Origin of the sequence: Providencia sp. PROV129, assembly GCF_028482245.1 — a bacterium.
Lineage (GTDB): Bacteria > Pseudomonadota > Gammaproteobacteria > Enterobacterales > Enterobacteriaceae > Providencia > Providencia vermicola.
The window spans coordinates 172,708-191,573 of record NZ_JAMPQD010000006.1 but is presented as its reverse complement, the minus strand read 5'-3'; the positions used below and the strand labels follow the sequence as shown (position 1 = coordinate 191,573).

Annotated in this window: 16 protein-coding genes and 1 tRNA gene; 8 read left to right on the top strand and 9 right to left on the bottom strand. The window is 41.6% G+C overall.

Annotated elements, in window-relative coordinates:
- Positions 1–305: 305 nt before the first annotated feature.
- Entirely contained in the window at positions 306–1,844 is a 1,539-nt protein-coding gene (gene murJ, locus PSF27_RS03735; RefSeq protein WP_272680886.1) for a murein biosynthesis integral membrane protein MurJ, read from the bottom strand.
- A gap of 83 nt (positions 1,845–1,927) precedes the next feature.
- Positions 1,928–2,515 carry a ribosomal protein S5-alanine N-acetyltransferase gene (rimJ, locus tag PSF27_RS03730; RefSeq protein ID WP_272538486.1) on the bottom strand — a complete coding sequence of 196 codons (588 nt, stop codon included), beginning with the start codon at positions 2,513–2,515 and terminating at the stop codon, positions 1,928–1,930.
- A 414-nt stretch (positions 2,516–2,929) separates the two neighbouring features.
- Between rimJ and mdtH the strand changes: the two genes are divergently transcribed.
- Positions 2,930–4,135 carry a multidrug efflux MFS transporter MdtH gene (gene mdtH, locus PSF27_RS03725; protein ID WP_206084149.1) on the top strand — a complete coding sequence of 402 codons (1,206 nt, stop codon included), beginning with the start codon at positions 2,930–2,932 and terminating at the stop codon, positions 4,133–4,135.
- Between the two features lie 38 nt (positions 4,136–4,173).
- Positions 4,174–4,734, top strand: a complete 561-nt coding sequence (locus tag PSF27_RS03720) for a lipoprotein (protein ID WP_206084148.1) — start codon at positions 4,174–4,176, stop codon at positions 4,732–4,734.
- A gap of 203 nt (positions 4,735–4,937) precedes the next feature.
- Here the strand turns inward: PSF27_RS03720 and PSF27_RS03715 are convergent, their stop codons facing one another.
- Together PSF27_RS03715 and ghrA are read right to left on the bottom strand one after the other, a co-directional pair.
- Entirely contained in the window at positions 4,938–5,495 is a 558-nt protein-coding gene (locus PSF27_RS03715) for a TorD/DmsD family molecular chaperone (protein WP_272538490.1), read from the bottom strand.
- A gap of 144 nt (positions 5,496–5,639) precedes the next feature.
- The gene (ghrA, locus tag PSF27_RS03710) at positions 5,640–6,581 is read right to left on the bottom strand and encodes a glyoxylate/hydroxypyruvate reductase GhrA (protein ID WP_206084146.1); all 942 of its coding nucleotides are present in this window, start codon (positions 6,579–6,581) and stop codon (positions 5,640–5,642) included.
- A 336-nt stretch (positions 6,582–6,917) separates the two neighbouring features.
- On the opposite strand from ghrA, the gene PSF27_RS03705 reads away from it, so the two are divergent.
- Positions 6,918–7,005 (top strand) — tRNA-Ser (locus PSF27_RS03705).
- A 9-nt stretch (positions 7,006–7,014) separates the two neighbouring features.
- Here the strand turns inward: PSF27_RS03705 and PSF27_RS03700 are convergent.
- From PSF27_RS03700 to PSF27_RS03680, 5 genes are all read right to left on the bottom strand, one after another.
- Positions 7,015–8,532, bottom strand: a complete 1,518-nt coding sequence (locus tag PSF27_RS03700; RefSeq protein WP_206084145.1) for an alanine/glycine:cation symporter family protein — start codon at positions 8,530–8,532, stop codon at positions 7,015–7,017.
- Between the two features lie 87 nt (positions 8,533–8,619).
- Positions 8,620–10,104 carry an aldehyde dehydrogenase gene (locus PSF27_RS03695; RefSeq protein ID WP_206084144.1) on the bottom strand — a complete coding sequence of 495 codons (1,485 nt, stop codon included), beginning with the start codon at positions 10,102–10,104 and terminating at the stop codon, positions 8,620–8,622.
- A 10-nt stretch (positions 10,105–10,114) separates the two neighbouring features.
- A complete protein-coding gene (gene dapA / locus PSF27_RS03690) occupies positions 10,115–10,981 on the bottom strand; it encodes a 4-hydroxy-tetrahydrodipicolinate synthase (RefSeq protein ID WP_272538494.1) in 867 nt (288 codons plus the stop codon).
- A 17-nt stretch (positions 10,982–10,998) separates the two neighbouring features.
- Positions 10,999–12,246, bottom strand: coding sequence for an NAD(P)/FAD-dependent oxidoreductase (locus tag PSF27_RS03685; protein WP_272680885.1), 1,248 nt, complete (start codon positions 12,244–12,246; stop codon positions 10,999–11,001).
- 10 nt (positions 12,247–12,256) lie between these two features.
- Positions 12,257–13,207, bottom strand: a complete 951-nt coding sequence (locus PSF27_RS03680) for a 4-hydroxyproline epimerase (protein ID WP_206084141.1) — start codon at positions 13,205–13,207, stop codon at positions 12,257–12,259.
- Positions 13,208–13,361: 154 nt separating this feature from the next.
- Here PSF27_RS03680 and PSF27_RS03675 point away from each other — a divergent pair, with 154 nt between their 5' ends.
- The 5 genes from PSF27_RS03675 (at position 13,362) to PSF27_RS03655 (ending at position 18,754) form a co-directional block, all read left to right on the top strand.
- Entirely contained in the window at positions 13,362–14,165 is an 804-nt protein-coding gene (locus PSF27_RS03675) for an AraC family transcriptional regulator (RefSeq protein ID WP_206084140.1), read from the top strand.
- 245 nt (positions 14,166–14,410) lie between these two features.
- On the top strand, positions 14,411–15,034 hold the full coding sequence (locus PSF27_RS03670) for a CDP-alcohol phosphatidyltransferase family protein (RefSeq protein ID WP_272680884.1): 624 nt from the start codon (positions 14,411–14,413) through the stop codon (positions 15,032–15,034).
- 9 nt (positions 15,035–15,043) lie between these two features.
- Positions 15,044–16,810 carry a bifunctional alpha/beta hydrolase/class I SAM-dependent methyltransferase gene (locus PSF27_RS03665; protein ID WP_206084138.1) on the top strand — a complete coding sequence of 589 codons (1,767 nt, stop codon included), beginning with the start codon at positions 15,044–15,046 and terminating at the stop codon, positions 16,808–16,810.
- A 205-nt stretch (positions 16,811–17,015) separates the two neighbouring features.
- Positions 17,016–18,356 (top strand): phosphatase PAP2/dual specificity phosphatase family protein, encoded by a 1,341-nt coding sequence (locus PSF27_RS03660; protein ID WP_272538497.1) that lies wholly within the window; start codon positions 17,016–17,018, stop codon positions 18,354–18,356.
- Entirely contained in the window at positions 18,353–18,754 is a 402-nt protein-coding gene (locus PSF27_RS03655) for a hypothetical protein (protein ID WP_272573267.1), read from the top strand. The genes PSF27_RS03660 and PSF27_RS03655 overlap by 4 nt, the downstream gene beginning before the upstream one ends.
- Positions 18,755–18,866: the final 112 nt, after the last annotated feature.

The following is an 18,866-nucleotide window of genomic DNA, read 5'->3' as shown; positions in this document are numbered from 1 at the left end:
AAAAACGTTGACATTGGTCAACATCCTATTTATGCCAATTTCTAGTGGCCTCCTACGCTTTATTGATAAAAAACAAGCGCGCACTAAATATACCGTAAAACAAACAATGAATGTTATTTTTATTAATAAAAACAATTACTTGATATATCATAAAATAATTATAATATTATTAATTGAGGAATTATTAAAAGAGATGAAAAAATTGGAAATGGATAGAAAATACAATGGGGTTTAAAACGATAGAATATCGAGACAAAAAAGCCCAAATTAATGGGCTTTCATTAAATTAACAGACTTTCAGCATGTTACGCGATGCTTCTCTTCATAAAATCACGTGGGCGGAAACCTAATATATATAAAGCAACAAAATAGCTACCAGCTCCGACAATCACCACACCAATTAAGCGCAACATACGCATGAGCATATTCCCTTCTTGCCAAGATGGCATAAAGTGCAGCAGGCCAAATAACACCGCGCCCATTACAACTAACGCAATCAGTAGCTTAAATAAGAAACCTTTCCACCCTGCAAGCGGTTGGAAAATATCTTGTTTACGTAATTGCCAATACAGAGCACCTGCATTAAAACAAGCCGCTAAGCCAATAGATAATGCCAAACCAGCATGTTGTAAAGGCCCTATAAAGGCTAAGTTCATTAATTGCGTCAAAATTAAGGTCACGATGGCAATTCTAACTGGAGTACGAATATCTTGGCGTGAATAGAAACCAGGCGCTAAAATTTTCACTAAAATCATGCCTGTTAGCCCTACACAATAGGCTATCAATGCATATTGTGTCATTAACGAATCATGTGCGGTAAAGTTACCATATTGGAATAATGAAACCGTCAGCGCTTCAGATAAGATAGCTAAACCAAGAGCACATGGTAATGCTAATAGCAGGCAAAGACGCAGTCCCCAGTCCATTAATTGTCGATATTCATTCTGGTTTCCACTCGTAAAGCTCTTCGCGAGAGATGGCAGCAAGATCGTTCCCAAGGCCACACCAAGCACTCCAGAGGGTAACTCCATCAATCTGTCCGCATAGTACATCCACGAAACAGACCCTGACTGTAGGAATGAGGCGAATATAGTATTAATAATTAATGAGATTTGCGCGACTGACACACCGATAATCGCAGGCCCCATCATTTTCATTACACGCCAAACACCGCTATCGCGAAATGATAGGCGCGGTAACACTAACATACTAATTTTCTTTAAATGGGGAAGCTGGTAGACCAATTGTAGCACCCCCCCCACTAATACCGCCCATGCCAGTGACATGATCGGCGGGTCAAAGTAAGGTGCGGCAAACGCAGCAAAAATGATCATACTCACATTGAGTAGTGTGGGTGCAAAGGCGGGTACAGAGAAGCGGTTCCACGTATTTAAAATTGCCCCAGCAAGGGAAGCGAGTGAGATTAGAAAAATATAGGGAAATGTGACTCGCAACAGGTCGGTTGTTAACGCAAACTTATCCGCATCATCAGTAAAGCCAGGGGCTGTCACATAGATAATCCAGGGCGCCGCAATCATGCCCAATACAGTGACTATCGCTAAAGCAAGGGTGAGCATCCCCGCAATATAAGCGACAAATGTACGTGTAGCTTCTTCACCTTGTTGGTTTTTATATTCCGCTAATATGGGGACAAATGCTTGAGAAAATGCCCCTTCTGCAAAAATCCGACGTAACAGATTTGGCAATTTAAACGCGACAAAAAAAGCATCGGCAGCGGCGCCTGCACCAAATACCCGAGCAATGATGGCATCGCGAATAAAACCAAGGACCCGAGACATCATGGTCATTGAGCTTACTGCCGCCAGCGATTTTAATAAATTCATGATTGATAGACTAAAAGTAAACAATCGTATCAGTTTAACAGCGCGGGCTGCCACTGACTACGATTGAAAAGTAAATTAAGAGTTTACGCTTTATTCATTGCCCAAGAATTATCCGTCAATGCAGTTAATACATGGTCACGCCACTCACCATTGATTTGTAAGTATTGCCTTGCATAGCCTTCACGCTCAAAACCAAGCTTGGCCAATAGATTACCACTACGCATATTATGAGGCATATAGTTTGCCATGATGCGGTGCATTTTCTGATGTTGTTGCATATAGCGAGTTACTTGGGTTAACGCTTCAAACATCAAGCCTTGCCCTTGCCATTTTTCGCCCAGAGAATACCCTAAATAGCACGCATGGAATGAGCCACGCAGGACATTACTAAAATTTGCTACTCCCATCACCTCGTTTTCTTCTTTATCTAATAGTAGAAAATGATAAGCACTACCTTCGCGATGCATTTCATTCATCACTTGCAAACGATTTTGCCAGCCAGCGGGTTGATAGTGAGAGTTATCTCGAGTCGGTTCCCAAGGGATAAGAAAGTCTTTATTCAAGCTGTAATAATCAGCTAGGCGATAATTATCTCGCTCATAAGTCAAACGAATAATCATTCTATCAGTGATCAGGCGTACCTTCGGTACATTTGAGCGATAACCAAACATCGTTAACCCTTTATTAATTTAAAATAGCTAGATTCCCTAGCCGTGCATATTTATTCGTTAGCTAAATAGCAAAGTGTAGCATTCTCTATTATTGATGAGCATCTAAAATCAGTCAGTCAAACAGATGAATTATCTTGCTCTCAATTTTCAATTCTTCAATAGTTTGCATTGCAGCTAGGCGGCAAACGCAGCTATCCCTATGAGCATACAAAAGTATGTGATTAGGGGAGCTAAGTGTAGCCAACAACACTGCGGTGCAAAATATGACGGCTATTGCATCGATAAAAATAAATCATCGATCCTCGATGCCACCCTCGATAAAAAAATATCATCTATTGCTCTCTATTATACTGATATTATTGATAAGTAACATTATGGAACAATCCTCTCTTAGCAATTTTTTAATGGTGTGTCATGGCACAGGTGTCACGGGCAAGAAGCCTTGGTAAATATTTCCTTTTGCTCGACAACATGTTAGTTGTCCTCGGCTTTTTTGTCGTTTTTCCGTTGATTTCAATCCGATTTGTTGACCAACTAGGTTGGGCCGCTGTAGTGGTAGGCTTCGCATTAGGCCTACGGCAATTTGTTCAACAAGGCTTGGGTATTTTTGGTGGCGCAATTGCTGACCGATTTGGTGCTAAGCCTATGATTGTTATTGGAATGCTTTTACGAGCAAGTGGCTTTGCTTTGATGGCAATCGCTTACGACCCTTGGGTGTTGTGGCTATCTTGTGTGCTTTCTGCCCTTGGTGGCACGCTATTTGATCCCCCCAGAACGGCGCTGGTTATCAAACTTACTCGCCCCTACGAACGCGGCCGTTTTTATTCACTTTTATTGATGCAAGATAGTGCTGGTGCTGTTATCGGTGCTTTGATTGGTAGCTGGCTGCTACAATATGATTTCCACTATGTCTGCTGGGCGGGTGCCGTGGTGTTTATCATTGCCGCCATCTGTAATGCATGGTTACTCCCCGCTTATCGTATTTCAACGGTAAGGACTCCGATTAAAGAAGGTATGAACCGTGTTTTAAAAGACAAACGGTTTGTCACCTATGTTGTGACCTTAGCAGGTTACTTTATGCTTTCTGTGCAAGTGATGTTAATGTTCCCAATTGTTGTCAATGAGCTAGCTGGAACACCAACGGCAGTAAAATGGATGTATGCCATTGAAGCTATGATTTCTCTCACTTTGCTTTACCCCATTGCACGTTGGAGTGAAAAACATTTTCGCCTAGAGCAGCGGTTAATGGCAGGCCTATTTTTAATGAGCTTAAGTATGTTCCCAATAGGGATGACAACTTCGTTAAATATGTTATTTGGTTTAATCTGTCTATTCTATTTAGGGACCGTGACTGCCGATCCTGCTAGAGAAACGCTGAGTGCTTCACTTGCAGATCCCCGAGCTCGTGGCAGTTATATGGGCTTTAGCCGTCTCGGCCTTGCCCTAGGTGGTGCTGTTGGTTATACGGGTGGTGGTTGGATGTATGATATTGGGCACCAATGGAATATGCCTCAATTGCCTTGGTTTTTACTGGGGATAATCGGTTTTGTCACTCTGTGGGCGTTACATAAGCAATTTAACCGTAAAAAAATTGAAACAGTCATGTTGAGTGGGCAGTAATGCGCTAAACTAGCGGTATTACTGTAAAAGGAGTCTTTATGAAAAAATTTTTATTGGCCACAATGATTGGTTTTATCACTCTAATAACGGGCTGTAGCCAATTATCTGAATTCAGTATTAGTGAGTCCCAAATAAATAGCTACCTTGCTAATAAAGTAAAATATGACCACAAAGTGGGGATTTCTGGGCTTGCTGATGCAGATATCCAACTGGCGAATTTAAAATCTGAAATAGGCCGTAGTGAGCCAGGTAAAATCGCCCTAAATGGTGATGCTACGGTTAAGTTAGACTCTTTGATTGGAAAAGCAGAGGCGCAAATTAGCTTAACCTTAACGGCTCGCCCAATTTTTGATGCAAAAACAGGGTCTATCTACTTAAAAGAATTGAATATAAGCAATTATAAAGTCACCCCAGAGAACATGGATACCGCCATGTCTGCGGTAATCCCTTATCTAAATAGTTCCCTTGAAACTTTCTTCGAAACACAGCCCGTCTATGTCCTCAACCCAGATAACGGCGCTGCAGAAGCAACAGCCAAAAAATTGGCTAAGGGACTTGAGATTAAACCAGGTAAACTGGTCATTCCATTAGTGGATTAATTTTAACCATAAATTTTTTTGATTGAGAAAAGCATTAAAGGCAACAGAGAAATCTGTTGCCTTTTTAACTCAATCAGAAATATTAATCAATACTGTTTATTATCGATCTTAAATATAAGTGACAGTGTCACATAAGAGCCTTTCGTTGGCCTTTTTGCATTCCGTAAGTCATGAGGTCTGGCTACCGATAAAACACTCACAAATTAGTCCTCATTAGCCTCGGAATCTAACTCATCGCGCAGCGCAATAACGGCATCACGGGCAATTTGGGCTAATGTGCGATAAAACGCCGTCGTGGCATGGGCTTCGACTTTACCTAAAAATGCGCCGTACCAGCTGAGAATGTAGCTATCAAATAATTCTTCTTGTGCCGCGGTTTCATCTTCGGCGGCTTGATCTTCTAACCAAGAAGCAGCCAATAATAACGCCCCCAATGTGCTCACTGGCGCATCCGTTAAGGTCATGCCTCTAACGGTTAAAAACTCACGGATTTCAGCTTCTGTGACTTCTTCGTCATAATCATTGGCTAGCATTGATACTGTGGCATTTTCACCGACAAACATGGCTTGGTAGTCAGCACTAATCGCTTTAATATCCAATCCTTTCGCCATACGTGCCCACAATTCATCTTGCTCTAGAGGCCATGATGCTTTCAATTTATCCTGCGCAATCATATCCATAAGAGGTTTAACAAGAGCGTCATCAGCGCTGCGTTGGAATAATGTGCCTAAAATACGGCAGACGATTGAGAATTCGTTCATATGGGTTTTCCTATTTAAAATTCAGTTGCGACTCAGCTCTTAAGCTCAGTATACCGAAAAAATAAGAAACGTATTAGAGAAGAAAAACACAACAAAATTGCAAGCTAGAAAAAAGCAGGTAGCTTGCAATTCTTTTAGATGTAATTAGTAACCACGTTCCATATCAACCACTCCCACAGGCGCTTCCCCCGCTTCAATGCGCTTGATATTACTGACAATCATATCCATTGCTTCTTTCGGCTGGGTAAATGCAGCCACATGCGGCGTAATCGCAATACGTGGATGCGTCCAGAACGGGTGCATTTGGGATAAAGGCTCACTCGCAAACACATCTAATGCAGCCCCAGCAACTTGTCCTGCATCCAATGCAGATAATAAATCCTGCTCTATCAAATGTGCACCACGAGCTAAGTTGATGACATAAGCGCCTTGTTGCAATTGGCTAAACAGCTGTTGATTTAAAATCCCAACCGTTTCTGGCGTGCTTGGCAATAAATTGATGACCACACGAGTTCCCGAAAGGAATGCAGGTAACTGCTCATTGCCATAATAACTTTTTACATTAGGGATCTGTTTCTCAGAACGGCTCCACGTTCTGACATGAAAACCAAAGCTGACTAAGCGCTTCGCAACAGCTTGGCCCAATGCGCCAGCCCCCATGACACCAATCACAAACTCTTCATGTTGATAAGCAGGCAGTTGCTTCCATTGACGCTGAGATTGTAACTGCCGATATTCATCCATACGACGAAAGTATGCTAGGACCTTTGCACAGGCATATTCTTCCATTTGGATAGCCATACCTGTATCTTCAAGGCGCATCACAGGGACACCCGCAGGGAGTGTACCTGGTTTATCTTGCTCTTGCTTTAAGATGGCATCCACACCTGCACCTAATGCAAAAATACCTTTTAAATCATTGCGCCCCGCAAGGCATTCATAGGGTGGCAGCCACACCATAGCGTAATCTGCACTTTGCTTATCCCCTTTTTCCCATTGGCGAATATTAGCTTGTGGTAATCTAGCACGCATTCCTTCAATCCATTGTTCTGAATTAAAGAATGGATGGTAAAATAAAATATTCATGGCAGCTCCTCTTAGGTTTCTAACAGAGTGTGCGCAATGACGTTTATTTTCAAGTCCATACCGCAACCAAGATCACTTTCGTTGAGGATTTTGTTAACTAGCTAACGAATTTTATGCTTAATCCTTGCAGTTCTTATTAACATTAAAAAAATGATTTATCTTAACAAGCAACAATTAAGATTAGATATTATACAAATTGATTTTTATTTAGCTAAACGGACATAAAAGTAAGAAAAAGAATCAATAGGGAGTTGACGCAAGACGCTATTTTCCCTATAGTAGCGCCCCGTTGCACAGCAGGATTTCTCTCTGGTCTGCAACGGATTTAGAAAAAACGGTGAGGTGTCCGAGAGGCTGAAGGAGCACGCCTGGAAAGTGTGTATACGGCAACGTATCGAGGGTTCGAATCCCTCCCTCACCGCCATTTTTTCTACTAGTTTTCCTCTTCTTTTATCTGTAGTTTCCCTTTATTTTCATTATTCTTTTGCTCAATACCAATACCTCGCTCATGATATTCACGGCTAATATCTTCCCATAACTCTGCATTTTCTATCCCTGCAACTTTTGGACTGAACACAGGGTCAACACCTAATTTTTCCTGCCGTTCATAATCTCGCAGCGCTCTTAGCGCAGGTTTAGAAAGAAACACTATCGCAATTAAATTTAGGTAACTCATACTACCAAACCCAATATCACCTAAGCTCCACATTAAGCTCACTGATTGCACGCTACCCATAAACACAATAATTAAGAACACAAACTTAAGTATCAGTTTTAAAACAGGATAAGCAAGTTTGCGGTCAAGGTAGACAATGGTTGTTTCAGCAATATAGTAATAAGCCATTAAGGTTGTGAATGCGAATAAGAATACTGCTATCGACACAAAGCCTGAGCCCGCAGAGGTAAACACTGTAGAAACCGCCATCTGTGTCCATGCGGTTCCTGCTGCAACACCTGGTACATATTCCACCAGTGCAGTTGCAGAACCATCGGGGAATACATTATACATATTGGTGACAAGGATCATTAAGCCTGATGCTGTACAGACTACAACCGTATCAATATAAATGGAGAATGCTTGAATAAGTCCTTGTTTTACTGGATGACTCACTTCTGCAGCCGCTGAACTAAATGTTGCCTCACCAGCACCTGCCACATTGGAAAATACCGCGCGACGAACACCCCATGATACTGCGGTTCCAACAATCCCACCAAATACCGCATCCATACCCAATGCACTTTGGAAGATTAAATTAAACATCGCAGGTACTTTTTCATAATGGCTGCCCAAAATAATCACCATCATCACCAAGTAAGCTATCGCCATCAAGGGAACGATTTTATCTGCTGCACTTGCGATACGTTTCACGCCACCAAAGATAAGCCATGCCATTAATACGGTGACAATCGCCCCAGTCGCCATCGGAGGAAGGTTAAACGATGTCTGGAAAGAGTCAGCAATGGTGTTAGCCTGAATACCTGGCACTAATACACCGTAAGATAAACAAATTACGGCGGCAACAATGATGGCAAACGGCTTCAACTTTAACCCTTTTTCAATATAATAAGGGGAACCACCGCGATATTGCCCATCTGAACGTTGTTTATAGATTTGAGCAAGTGTAGATTCAATAAAGGCACTCGCGCCACCTAATAGCCCCATGACTACCATCCAAAAAATGGCACCTGGCCCACCAGCAGCTATTGCAGTAGCAACCCCCGCAATATTGCCAACACCAACACGGCCTGACAATGCTAAACAGAAAGCTTGGAAGGAAGAAATCCCCTCTTTTGATGCTTTATTTTCCTTTAATAAACAAATCATTTTGATGAGATAGCGAAATTGCACGCCACGAGTCGCTAAAGTGAAGTAGAGTCCTACGCCCAGTGATAAAAACACCAGTGCATTACCCCATATGTAACCAACGATGGTATTAACGATGGCTTCCATTTTGTACTCCTTCGTTATTGTAATTGTTTATTGTGTGTTTGCAGGGTAAAAAAAAACCTGAGCATTGTAGACTCAGGTCAACGTTATTTATTGGTGAACAAACCAGATAACTTTGGTTTGGCTATACTGTTCAAAAGCCTCTAGGCCATTGTCTTTTCCGCCAAAACCAGATTGACGGAAACCACCAAATGGCGTGGTAATATTCCCTTCACTAAAACCATTGACTGAGACCGTTCCCGCACTAATTTGGCGAGCAACGCGCATGGCTCGGTGGACGTCTTGACTATAAAAAGAGGCCGCTAACCCATATTGTGTCTTATTGGCTAGCGTAATTGCCTCTTCTTCCGTTTTGAATGAGGTTACTGCTAAGATAGGGCCAAAAACTTCTTCTTTAAACAACGACATATCTGAAGTCACATTATCGAAAATTGTCGGCTCGATATACCACCCAGAACCAATTTCATGGTGAACGCGACCACCAATAGCGATTTTCCCCCCTTCTTGCTTTGTGATATCTAAAAACGATTTCACTTTATCAAAGTGCGCTTTTTCAACCATCGGCCCAATTGATACATCCGCTTGCCTCGGGTCACCCACTTTCCATTCTTTTGCTGCAATCGCCAGTTTATCCAGCAGAGCTTGTTTAATATTTTCATGCACAATTAAGCGAGAACCGCAGCTACAGTTTTCACTCATATTCCAAAAGGCGGCGGCCATGATATGGGGAACGGCCGCATCAAGGTTGGCATCTTCAAATACAACCTGCGGACTTTTGCCACCACATTCGAGAACAATTTCTTTTAAGTTGCTTTCCGCTGAGTATTTTAAAAATAAGCGCCCCACTTCGGTTGACCCTGTGAATGACACCACATCCACGTCTGGGTGACGTCCCAGTGCTTCGCCCACTTTTTCGCCCAGCCCACAAACTAAGCTGAGCGCCCCCTTCGGTACACCTGCCTCATAAGCTAGCTCAACCATTCGATAAGCACTCAGTGACGTTAGCTCCGCGGGTTTCACAATCACAGAGTTGCCGATAGCAAGCGCAGGCGCAACTTTCCATGCAAACATTTGGGCTGGGAAATTCCAGGGTAGAACCGCGCACACAACCCCAATAGGCTCGCTAACTATCAACCCTAATTCTTGTTGGCTTGTTGGTGCTATTTTTCCAAATAATTTATCAATCGCTTCGGCATACCAATAAAAGGTTTCAACGGTTGCTGGCATATCGGTATTGATACATTCGGTAATGGGTTTTCCCGCATCAATGCAATCAAGTGCTGCAAGTTCTTCGCTGTGTTCAGCAATTAAATCCGCCCACTTGAGCATCACCTCTTTGCGTTTTTGAGGAGAAAGTGCACTCCACTCACCGCTTTTAAAGGTATTTCGAGCAACTTTTACTGCAGCATCAACATCTCTTGCTTCACCGTCAGCGATATAGCCAATAAGGCTATTGTCAATGGGAGTTCGGTTTTCTAATTTAGGTTGAGAAATATTCACCCCATCAATTAAATTACCCGCCCATAGTTTTCCTTGCTTGGCGAGTTCAAAAACCTGCTGTTGATTTAGTTTCATTATCCCCACCTTACCTTTTCACTAATTTGACAAATTCGTCTTTAGCTTCAACGGCTAAATTAGTTAAAGGTAAACGCACAGGGCCTGCGTTAAACGTGCCATTTAAGCAACCTGCTTTGGCTTTTTGGTTATAATCGCCAGACTCCATGGAATAAATTCCTGGGTATATTTCATTCATTATTCTTTTCGCTTCTTGCCAATCTCCTGTTTGTGTCGCCTTAAAAATAGCGACTTGTTCAGCAGGGAACACATTGCCTGCACCCGCTATCCAGCTTTTTGAACCCCAAAAGAAGAAATCAACGGGTTGGTCATCACAACCACAAATCACCTCGAAGTTGTTAAACGGTGTCTGTAATAGGCGTAAAGCACGGCTGAAATCCCCGCTACTCTCTTTAATGGCAACTATGTTGTCGATTTCAGCCAGCTTAACCACAGTTTCGTACTCAATTTCGATACCAATGCGTGCAGGGAAGTTATACATAATGATCGGCAGCGTTGTGGCCTCTGCAACTTTTTTATAATGCCCGTACACGCCTTGTTGGTCAGGCAAACTATACGGTGGTGGTGATAACATTAAACCTTCATATCCAAGGTCTTTTGCTTGTTTTGCGCGCGCGATCGCACCTTCCGTTGATAGATCGTTAATCCCTGCAATCAACGTTACGCGCCCCTTCGCAATTTTGCTCACGGTTGATAAAACGGTTTTGCGCTCATCTTCATTTAACGCGTAGTATTCCCCTGTCGTGCCGCAGACCACTAACCCTGTGACGCCTTGGTCAATAAGCTTTTCAGTTAAATCAGCTAATGCACTAATATTTAATGAATAATCGTCATGAAAAGGGGTAACTAAAGGGACAAGAATGCCATGAAAATTCATCTGAATTCTCCTTAAAATTATAGAAATCGCTCAATGGAAAAAGGGGTGCAGTCGATAACAGTCGGCTGCTCGTGAATAAAACTATTTACAAGGTCAGCCGTGATTGCTGCCTGTGTGAGCCCTAGGTGTTGGTGACCAAATGCAAAAATATACGGGCCTTTATTATCAATGACAGGCAATGAATCTGATGTTGATGGGCGAAACCCCATCCACGGTGTTGATTGTGCATCATTTAATGGCGCCTTTAGCATTGGGGCGGCGAGTGGTAAAAAGTGACGAGCCCGCTGCATATTTGCAGGGCGCTTTAACCCTGCATATTCAACGGTACCAGCAAGGCGTAAACCACCCGCCATCGGGGTCATAATGAAACGCCTGTCCATGCTGGATACGGGAATATTCAGCCGCCCTTGTTCTTGAGGTAGCATTAAATGGTAGCCGCGCTCTGTTTCAAGTGGCACATTAATACGACTGACCATTTTGACTAATGATTTAGAAAATGCGCCGCCTGCAATAACCACTTTTTGCCCTGTAAATTTCCCTTGGGTTGTGGTGATAGAGGCTTCTTTATTTGATGTCGAAGATATCACAATGACTTCACAGTTGGTCAGTATATTTCCACCTAACTCAACAAATGACTGCGCAAGTTTTGAATGTAATTTTGATAAATCAACCACATGCCCAGTATTTGGGAAAAATAGCCCTCCAAGTTGATTCGTGGCAAGTGCAGGTTCGCGCTCAAGTAACTCGGTTTGATCGATAACCAAGTTGTGTACATTCATGTTTTGTAGAGATTCACCATGTTGATGGAGCTTTTCGAGTGTTTCTTTTTTTTCAGCCACTAATAATGAGCCTTGCATTTTAACAAGGTCGCTGAGTTGCCATTTTTGAATAAAGGCTTGCCACGAGTCAAAAGCCGCACTATTTAACATCATTAACGTCTGGTGAATGTGGGTAAACGGCTTATGGCGCATGTTACCGACTAGCTTTAACATCCACGGTGTTAGTGGTAATAAGTAACGCCAATCCAAACGTAATGGGCCAAGTGGGTCGAGCAACATTTTCGGAATTGATTTCAATACAGAAGGGTCTGCAATGGGGAACACTTGCTCAGTTGCAATATGCCCTGCATTACCAAATGACGCCCCAGAGCCAATTTCATTTTTATCCACTAGCAGGACGTCGGTACCATTAGCTTGTGCGGTAAGCGCAATGCTTAGGCCAATAATTCCACCGCCGACAACAATCACTGAATATTGACTCTTCATCGCCATCCCCTTACGCAACCGAAATACCGAAACGAAATGGGTCTTGCGCATCAATCAGCAACGTATTTTGGCCGCTAATATAGGCATTTCCTCGAATTGTAGGAATAATGCCGTTTTCATCCGCGGGCTGGAAACTCGCTTGAAACTCACTGCCAATCACGCTCGCTTGGTGCCAAATTTCTCCCGCTGCGAGTTTTTTATCCGCAGCTAAACAGGCTAATTTGGCACTGGTACCTGTCCCACAAGGGGAGCGGTCATAAGCACCACCAGGACATAACACAAAACTTTGGCTATCGGCTTTAGGGTGTGAACCAAATAGTTCGATGTGATCAATTTCTTGGTCATTCTTACCAAAGATTTTTTGGTCAACAAGTGCTTGTTTAATTTTCAAACTTACGTCTGTTAGCAATTTAACGTTTTTAAAATCAATCGAAATAGGTGAGTTTTCTACAAGAAAAAACCAATTACCCCCCCAGGCGATATCCCCTGTGACCATACCGATATCAGGCACATCAACTTGTACTGCTTTACGGTAACGATATGAATATACGTTCTGGATACTCACGCTGCCATCGTTGTGCAGTTCCGCCGTAACATCCCCAACAGGGGTTTCAATCAAATGCTTTCCGTAAGAAATTTTCCCGAGAAAATGCAAGGATGCGACTAAACCTATCGTTCCATGCCCACACATCCCAAGGTACCCTTCGTTATTAAAAAAGATCACCCCTGCCGCGGCTTTCGGATTTTGTGGTTTACATAATAGTGCCCCCACGAGAATGTCATTGCCTCGTGGTTCTAGGATGGTTGTTCTTCGCCATTCGTCATGGTTATCACGCAATATTGCCAAACGTATTGCCATGCTTTCACCACCTAGCTGAGGGAATCCTTCAATCACTAAGCGTGTTGGTTCCCCTGCTGTATGGGAATCTATTACTTCAATTTTAGAATATTCAGATCGCATTGATTAGCACCCTATTAATCATGATTTGTTAATAGATTGCTTGATTTTTGTTAATCAATCTTGATATCTTTCCATCGAACTTATGCGTTTTTCTGCACAATCTAAAAATATTTAAGAAAATTAGTAACAATAATTTAATATTTGGGGGCGCAGCATGATCAATTTAAATAAGTTATTATTAATCAGCCAAGAAAATATGCTTTTTCCTGTTGATAACATTGAAGTTTTACTAAACCATCTCGGTTTAGTCATGCCGTTAATTAATACACTCCCTAATGTCACTTTTTTTGTGAAAGACCATAATGCACGGTATTTACTTGCCAATGATAACTTGGCGATTCGCTGTAAAAAGAATGGTATTAATGACGTAATTGGTAAAAGTGCAGAAGAGTTATTTCACGCTGAATTAGGGCAAAGTTACAGTTCGCAAGATTACCTTGTGATGGAAAAGAAAATCAGTGTGATTAATAAACTTGAGTTACATCTTTATAAAGCTGGGTTACTTGGTTGGTGTTTAACCACAAAGGTACCCATATTTAATACTCGAAACCAAGTAATTGGTGTAGCAGGGATTTCTGTCGATTTACAAGATATTAAATCTGTTAGTCCTAAATTAAATAACCAACTTAGCCTCGTTGAACGCTATATTAGTGACCATTTTGATACTGCAATTAAAATAACGAAACTTGCGGATATTTCAGGACTTTCACTTTCACAATTAAATCGTCAATTTAAAGCTATTTTTTTAATTACACCGCAACAATATATTCAAAAAAAGCGTCTCGAACATGCCATTGAGTTATTAGAAGATGACCATTCAATTACAGATATTTCAATAAAATGTGCTTACACTGATCACAGTGCTTTTTGTCGCAAATTTAAAGAAATGACCACCATGACACCCAGCCAATTTAAGCGTATGCGTTCAACACTTGATAAGCAAAAAATAATCGCGTGATCGGGTATCTTATTGTTCATCTCTAATCTTACTGAGTATAAAACAAGCTTTGTTTAATCTTTGTTGATTAAGCTAATTTCCTCATTGATTTCAATAGGCTAATCGAAAAAAACATCCTACTTTGATCTTAATATGCCTAAGTAAAATAAATTAACTTAAGATAGCTCTTATTGCGGCTATTTATGAATAGCGTATTGATATGTCCAATGTAAGACACTATTGCATGTCATATAAAAGGATAAAAAATGACCATTTATGATCTGAAACCAAAATTTCAAGATCTACTTCGCCCAATCGTTAGTAAATTATTTAATGCAGGGATCACGGCTAATCAAGTGACTTTGGCTGCATTATTACTCTCCATTATTGTCGGTTTAGTTTTGTTTTTCTTCCCAAACCCACATCTATTTATTTTATTGCCGTTTGTGTTGTTTATCCGCATGGCGCTCAATGCTATTGATGGCATGCTAGCACGAGAACATCATCAAAAAAGCCAATTAGGTGCAATCCTCAATGAATTAGGTGACGTCGTTTCTGATGTCGCGTTATACCTCCCTTTTGCTATTATTTTTCCCCATGCAATTTGGCTAATTTTGCTTATTTTATTTTTCTCACTATTGACTGAGTTTATTGGTGTCACCGCACAAGCAATAGGTGCGTCAAGACGCTATGACGGCCCTATCGGGAAAAGTGACCGAGCCTTTATTTTTGGCGCTCTCGGATTATTCGTGAGTATTTTTCCTCAGCTTCTGTTCGCTGATTGGATAAATTATCTCTTTATTATTCTATCTTTGTTGCTGCTTTATACCTGCTATAACCGTATCCGCCGTGCATTGGATGAGTTTCGCACGTCTTCGGATAATAATTAAGGAATAATTATGAACGCTCAGACAGATTATCTGACGCAACGCCCTGTTTTAGAATCGCAATTTACAACTAGTGATCACACTTCGCTTTTTTACCGCCACTGGCCAACGGAAACGACAACGGACAAAGCAATTATTTTATTCCATCGTGGTCATGAGCATTCAGGCCGTGTTGCACACCTTGTTGATGAGTTAAACTTTCCTGACTACGCCATGTTCGCTTGGGATGCTCGCGGTCATGGGCGAAATGAAGGTCCAAGGGGCTATAGCCCTTCTCTTGGCACATCCATCCATGATGTCGATGAATTTGTCCGATATGTCTCCACGCAATATCAAATCCCTTTAGAAAATATCATTGTAATTGGGCAAAGCGTGGGGGCTGTGTTGGTTTCCGCATGGGTACATGACTATGCGCCGAAAATTCGTGGGATGGTTCTTGCCTCACCTGCATTTAAAGTTAAACTGTATGTTCCTTTTGCTCGCACAGGGTTAGCTTTAATGCAAAAAATGCGAGGCCTGTTCTATGTTAATTCTTATGTAAAAGCGAAATTTCTTACCCATGATGAACAGCGTATTGATTCGTTTAACCGCGATCCGCTAATCACTCGACCTATTGCCGTTAATATCTTACTTGAATTGTATAAAACAGCCGATCGAGTCGTTGCAGATGCCAACGCAATTACCTTGCCAACTCAATTATTTATATCAGGTAGCGACCATGTTGTTCATCACCGCCCACAGCATCAGTTTTTTGAGCGCTTAAATACACCAATCAAAGAAAAGCACATCTTACCAGGCTTTTATCACGATACTTTAGGTGAGAAAGAGCGTCATATTCCTATCGAAAAAATACGTGATTTTATTAGTAAATTATTTAGTCTCCCTGTTTACCGACATGATTACCAGTACGAAGACACATGGAGCACTAGCGCAGAAAATTACCGTAAACTGGCTACTCCGTTACCCAAATGGTGCCCGAAAAACCTTGCCTTCAAGATTATGAGTAAATCAATGAACACCTTAGGTAAAGCTTCTGAGGGGGTTCGCATCGGTTACGATAAGGGCTTTGATTCAGGATCAACTTTAGACTATGTCTATCGTGATAAAGCGGAAGGAAAAGGCCTATTCGGACGCGTGATTGACAGGCAATACCTCAACAGTATTGGCTGGCAAGGGATCCGTCAGCGTAAAGTCAATATTGAAAATACTTTACGCCAAGCTATCCGTGACTTAACAGATAACAATATGCCAGTACGTATTATGGATATTGCAGCGGGTCAAGGCCGTTATATCTTCGATGCAATTAACGATTATGGCAAAGTTGAATCTGTTCTTTTGCGTGATTACAGCCCAATTAATGTAGAACAGGGGCGTTTACATATAAAAGAGCGTTTCCTTGAAGATAAAATCCATTTTGTGGAAGGCAATGCCTTCGACGCTGATGATTTAGCTTCCGTGACGCCTGCGCCTACACTGGGTGTTGTGAGTGGTTTATATGAGCTATTCCCGAGTAACCAACTAATTAGAGCTTCATTAGATGGATTATCCCGAGTCATACCTTCAGGTGGGCTGCTCATTTACACTTGCCAACCATGGCACCCTCAAGTGGAAATGATTGCTCGTGTTTTACCCAGCCACCAAGGCGGACAAGCTTGGGTTATGCGTTGCCGCAGCCAAGGCGAAATGGATGCTTTAGTTGACGAAGCAGGGTTCGAAAAATTAAGTCAATCTATTGATAACTGGGGAATATTCAGCGTATCAATAGCGAGACGCCGTTAATCTTTTAACCTATCATTTGAGGTTGGTTGCCGTCAACGTAGCTAACCTCAAGTTTGCCAATATTGGCTATCACTATTGCTTCTGATAGGCAAAGCCCCTATGTTGTGAGTTAAATATACATTTTCTTTCTACAAACAGGTAATTGCAGCACTCACTATTTATTCTTAGATGATTTTTAGAGCACAAAGGAATATTGCAAAGGACGATGACAGCCCTTCACCAACCTACTCAGCTATTATCTAAACAACACACTTTGTTGTTTGGCCTGCTGTGGCTAATTTTTTTAGCTCCATTTTTCTTTCTCACTTATGGACAGGTCAATAACTACACAGCGACCTTACCCCATGTACCTTCCTTTGTGTATTCATGGGAAAAGCACATCCCGTTTGTTCCTTGGACTATTATTCCCTATTGGAGCATTGACCTATTCTACGGATTATCCTTATTTATCTGTACAACACGGCGTGAACAAACAATCCATGGTCTACGATTAATTACCGCTTCCATTTCTGCCTGCGTTGGCTTTCTTTTATTTCCACTTAAATTTAGCTTTCCTCGCCCAACTACGGATGGCGCTTTTGGCTGGATGTTTGACAGCTTAGAACTTTTTGACCTGCCATTTAACCAAGCCCCCTCATTACATATCATTTTGCTTTGGCTCCTATGGCTACGCTTTCGAGCTCATACACCAACACGGTGGCGTTGGCTGCTCCACAGTTGGTCAGTTTTGATCTTAATTTCTGTCCTCACGACTTGGCAGCACCATTTTATTGATGTTATTGCTGGTTTCTCAGTTGGTTTGCTTGTCAGTTATTTGCTGCCTATCAATACACGCTGGCAATGGCATTACACAGGGTCCCCTCGCAGTTTTAAAATGAGCAAAAATTATGGCATTGGCTCAGTCGTTTGCTTTGCTCTCGCTTTTTTGATTCAAGGTGCTGCTTGGATATTGCTGTGGCCTGCTGTTGCTTTATTGTTTATTACTCTCGGTTACTTAGGCGCTGGTGCCAGCATCTTTCAAAAAACACCCGATGGCAAGATTTCCCCGTCCGCCGCTATCTTATTATTACCTTATCGCCTAATTGCTTGGGGAACCTATCATTACTTTGCTAAACATTGCAGGCAACCTAGCATTGTGAATCAACATATCGTTTTGGGAGGCCGCCCGCTTTACCCTTTGCAAACTGCAGCTGTTTTAGACATGACTTGCGAATGGCCTCGCAATTCTTTTAGCAAAGGGCTGAAGTATTGTAGCCAGCCACAAATAGATTTGTTACCACTGAGCGCAGAGGATATCGAGCAATCAGTCCATACGATGGACAGTTTAGCCCAGCACGGTGCTGTCTATATTCATTGCAAACTGGGTTATTCACGCAGTGCCACCGTTGCTGTTGCATGGCTAGTTCATCATGGTGATGCTCAAACGATAGATAAAGCAGTCGAAATGGTTGAACTTGCTAGGCCACAAGTTATTTTAAACTTAGCAACTAAAGAACAATTAAATAATTGGTTTACGCACTATTATTTAAATAGGAAACATAAATGAACCAGCTTACAGATAAAAACTGCGGAGAAGTCATTCAGATACTGACGCGAAGTTGGCTCTATTTGGCTATAGGTTCTGTATTAGGTTTAATTTGCCAGCTTAATCTTTTTTTAGGTATAAATAACGGAAAGTACTATTTATTTGTTGGCATTATTTTATTTATTATTAGTCATTACTATATTTATCGTTTGTGGCTTGATAATCATTTTTTTAAGATGATTTATCAACAAGGAACAACTGAGCCCTTTGATTATGCACTCAGTTTCTTTATGCATAAAAAGCCAACTAACCGAACGATGGAACAGCGTTGGCAAGGCACAAAGAACTTATTTAAACATGCTGTCTTATCTGTTGTTATCCTTTGGATATGGCTATTAGTTACGGTAATAACATTATAATGAGTTAGGTTAATTTTTATTTATTTGTCATGAAAAATTTCTGCTTATTATTTTAAATTCAAGTAAAAATACCATTAGCTTTATTTACCTGGTAAATTAGGTGGTTTTTACT

Bases quoted from the DNA above. Each gene is read 5' to 3' on its own strand.
- dapA (WP_272538494.1), bottom strand. From the start codon at position 10,981: ATGAATTTTCATGGCATTCTTGTCCCTTTAGTTACCCCTTTTCATGAC.
- PSF27_RS03695 (WP_206084144.1), bottom strand. From the start codon at position 10,104: ATGAAACTAAATCAACAGCAGGTTTTTGAACTCGCCAAGCAAGGAAAA.
- PSF27_RS03700 (WP_206084145.1), bottom strand. From the start codon at position 8,532: ATGGAAGCCATCGTTAATACCATCGTTGGTTACATATGGGGTAATGCA.
- rimJ (WP_272538486.1), bottom strand. From the start codon at position 2,515: ATGTTTGGTTATCGCTCAAATGTACCGAAGGTACGCCTGATCACTGAT.
- PSF27_RS03665 (WP_206084138.1), top strand. From the start codon at position 15,044: ATGAACGCTCAGACAGATTATCTGACGCAACGCCCTGTTTTAGAATCG.
- PSF27_RS03675 (WP_206084140.1), top strand. From the start codon at position 13,362: ATGATCAATTTAAATAAGTTATTATTAATCAGCCAAGAAAATATGCTT.
- PSF27_RS03660 (WP_272538497.1), top strand. From the start codon at position 17,016: ATGACAGCCCTTCACCAACCTACTCAGCTATTATCTAAACAACACACT.
- PSF27_RS03715 (WP_272538490.1), bottom strand. From the start codon at position 5,495: ATGAACGAATTCTCAATCGTCTGCCGTATTTTAGGCACATTATTCCAA.
- mdtH (WP_206084149.1), top strand. From the start codon at position 2,930: ATGGCACAGGTGTCACGGGCAAGAAGCCTTGGTAAATATTTCCTTTTG.
- PSF27_RS03655 (WP_272573267.1), top strand. From the start codon at position 18,353: ATGAACCAGCTTACAGATAAAAACTGCGGAGAAGTCATTCAGATACTG.
- ghrA (WP_206084146.1), bottom strand. From the start codon at position 6,581: ATGAATATTTTATTTTACCATCCATTCTTTAATTCAGAACAATGGATT.
- PSF27_RS03685 (WP_272680885.1), bottom strand. From the start codon at position 12,246: ATGAAGAGTCAATATTCAGTGATTGTTGTCGGCGGTGGAATTATTGGC.
- PSF27_RS03670 (WP_272680884.1), top strand. From the start codon at position 14,411: ATGACCATTTATGATCTGAAACCAAAATTTCAAGATCTACTTCGCCCA.
- murJ (WP_272680886.1), bottom strand. From the start codon at position 1,844: ATGAATTTATTAAAATCGCTGGCGGCAGTAAGCTCAATGACCATGATG.
- PSF27_RS03680 (WP_206084141.1), bottom strand. From the start codon at position 13,207: ATGCGATCTGAATATTCTAAAATTGAAGTAATAGATTCCCATACAGCA.
- PSF27_RS03720 (WP_206084148.1), top strand. From the start codon at position 4,174: ATGAAAAAATTTTTATTGGCCACAATGATTGGTTTTATCACTCTAATA.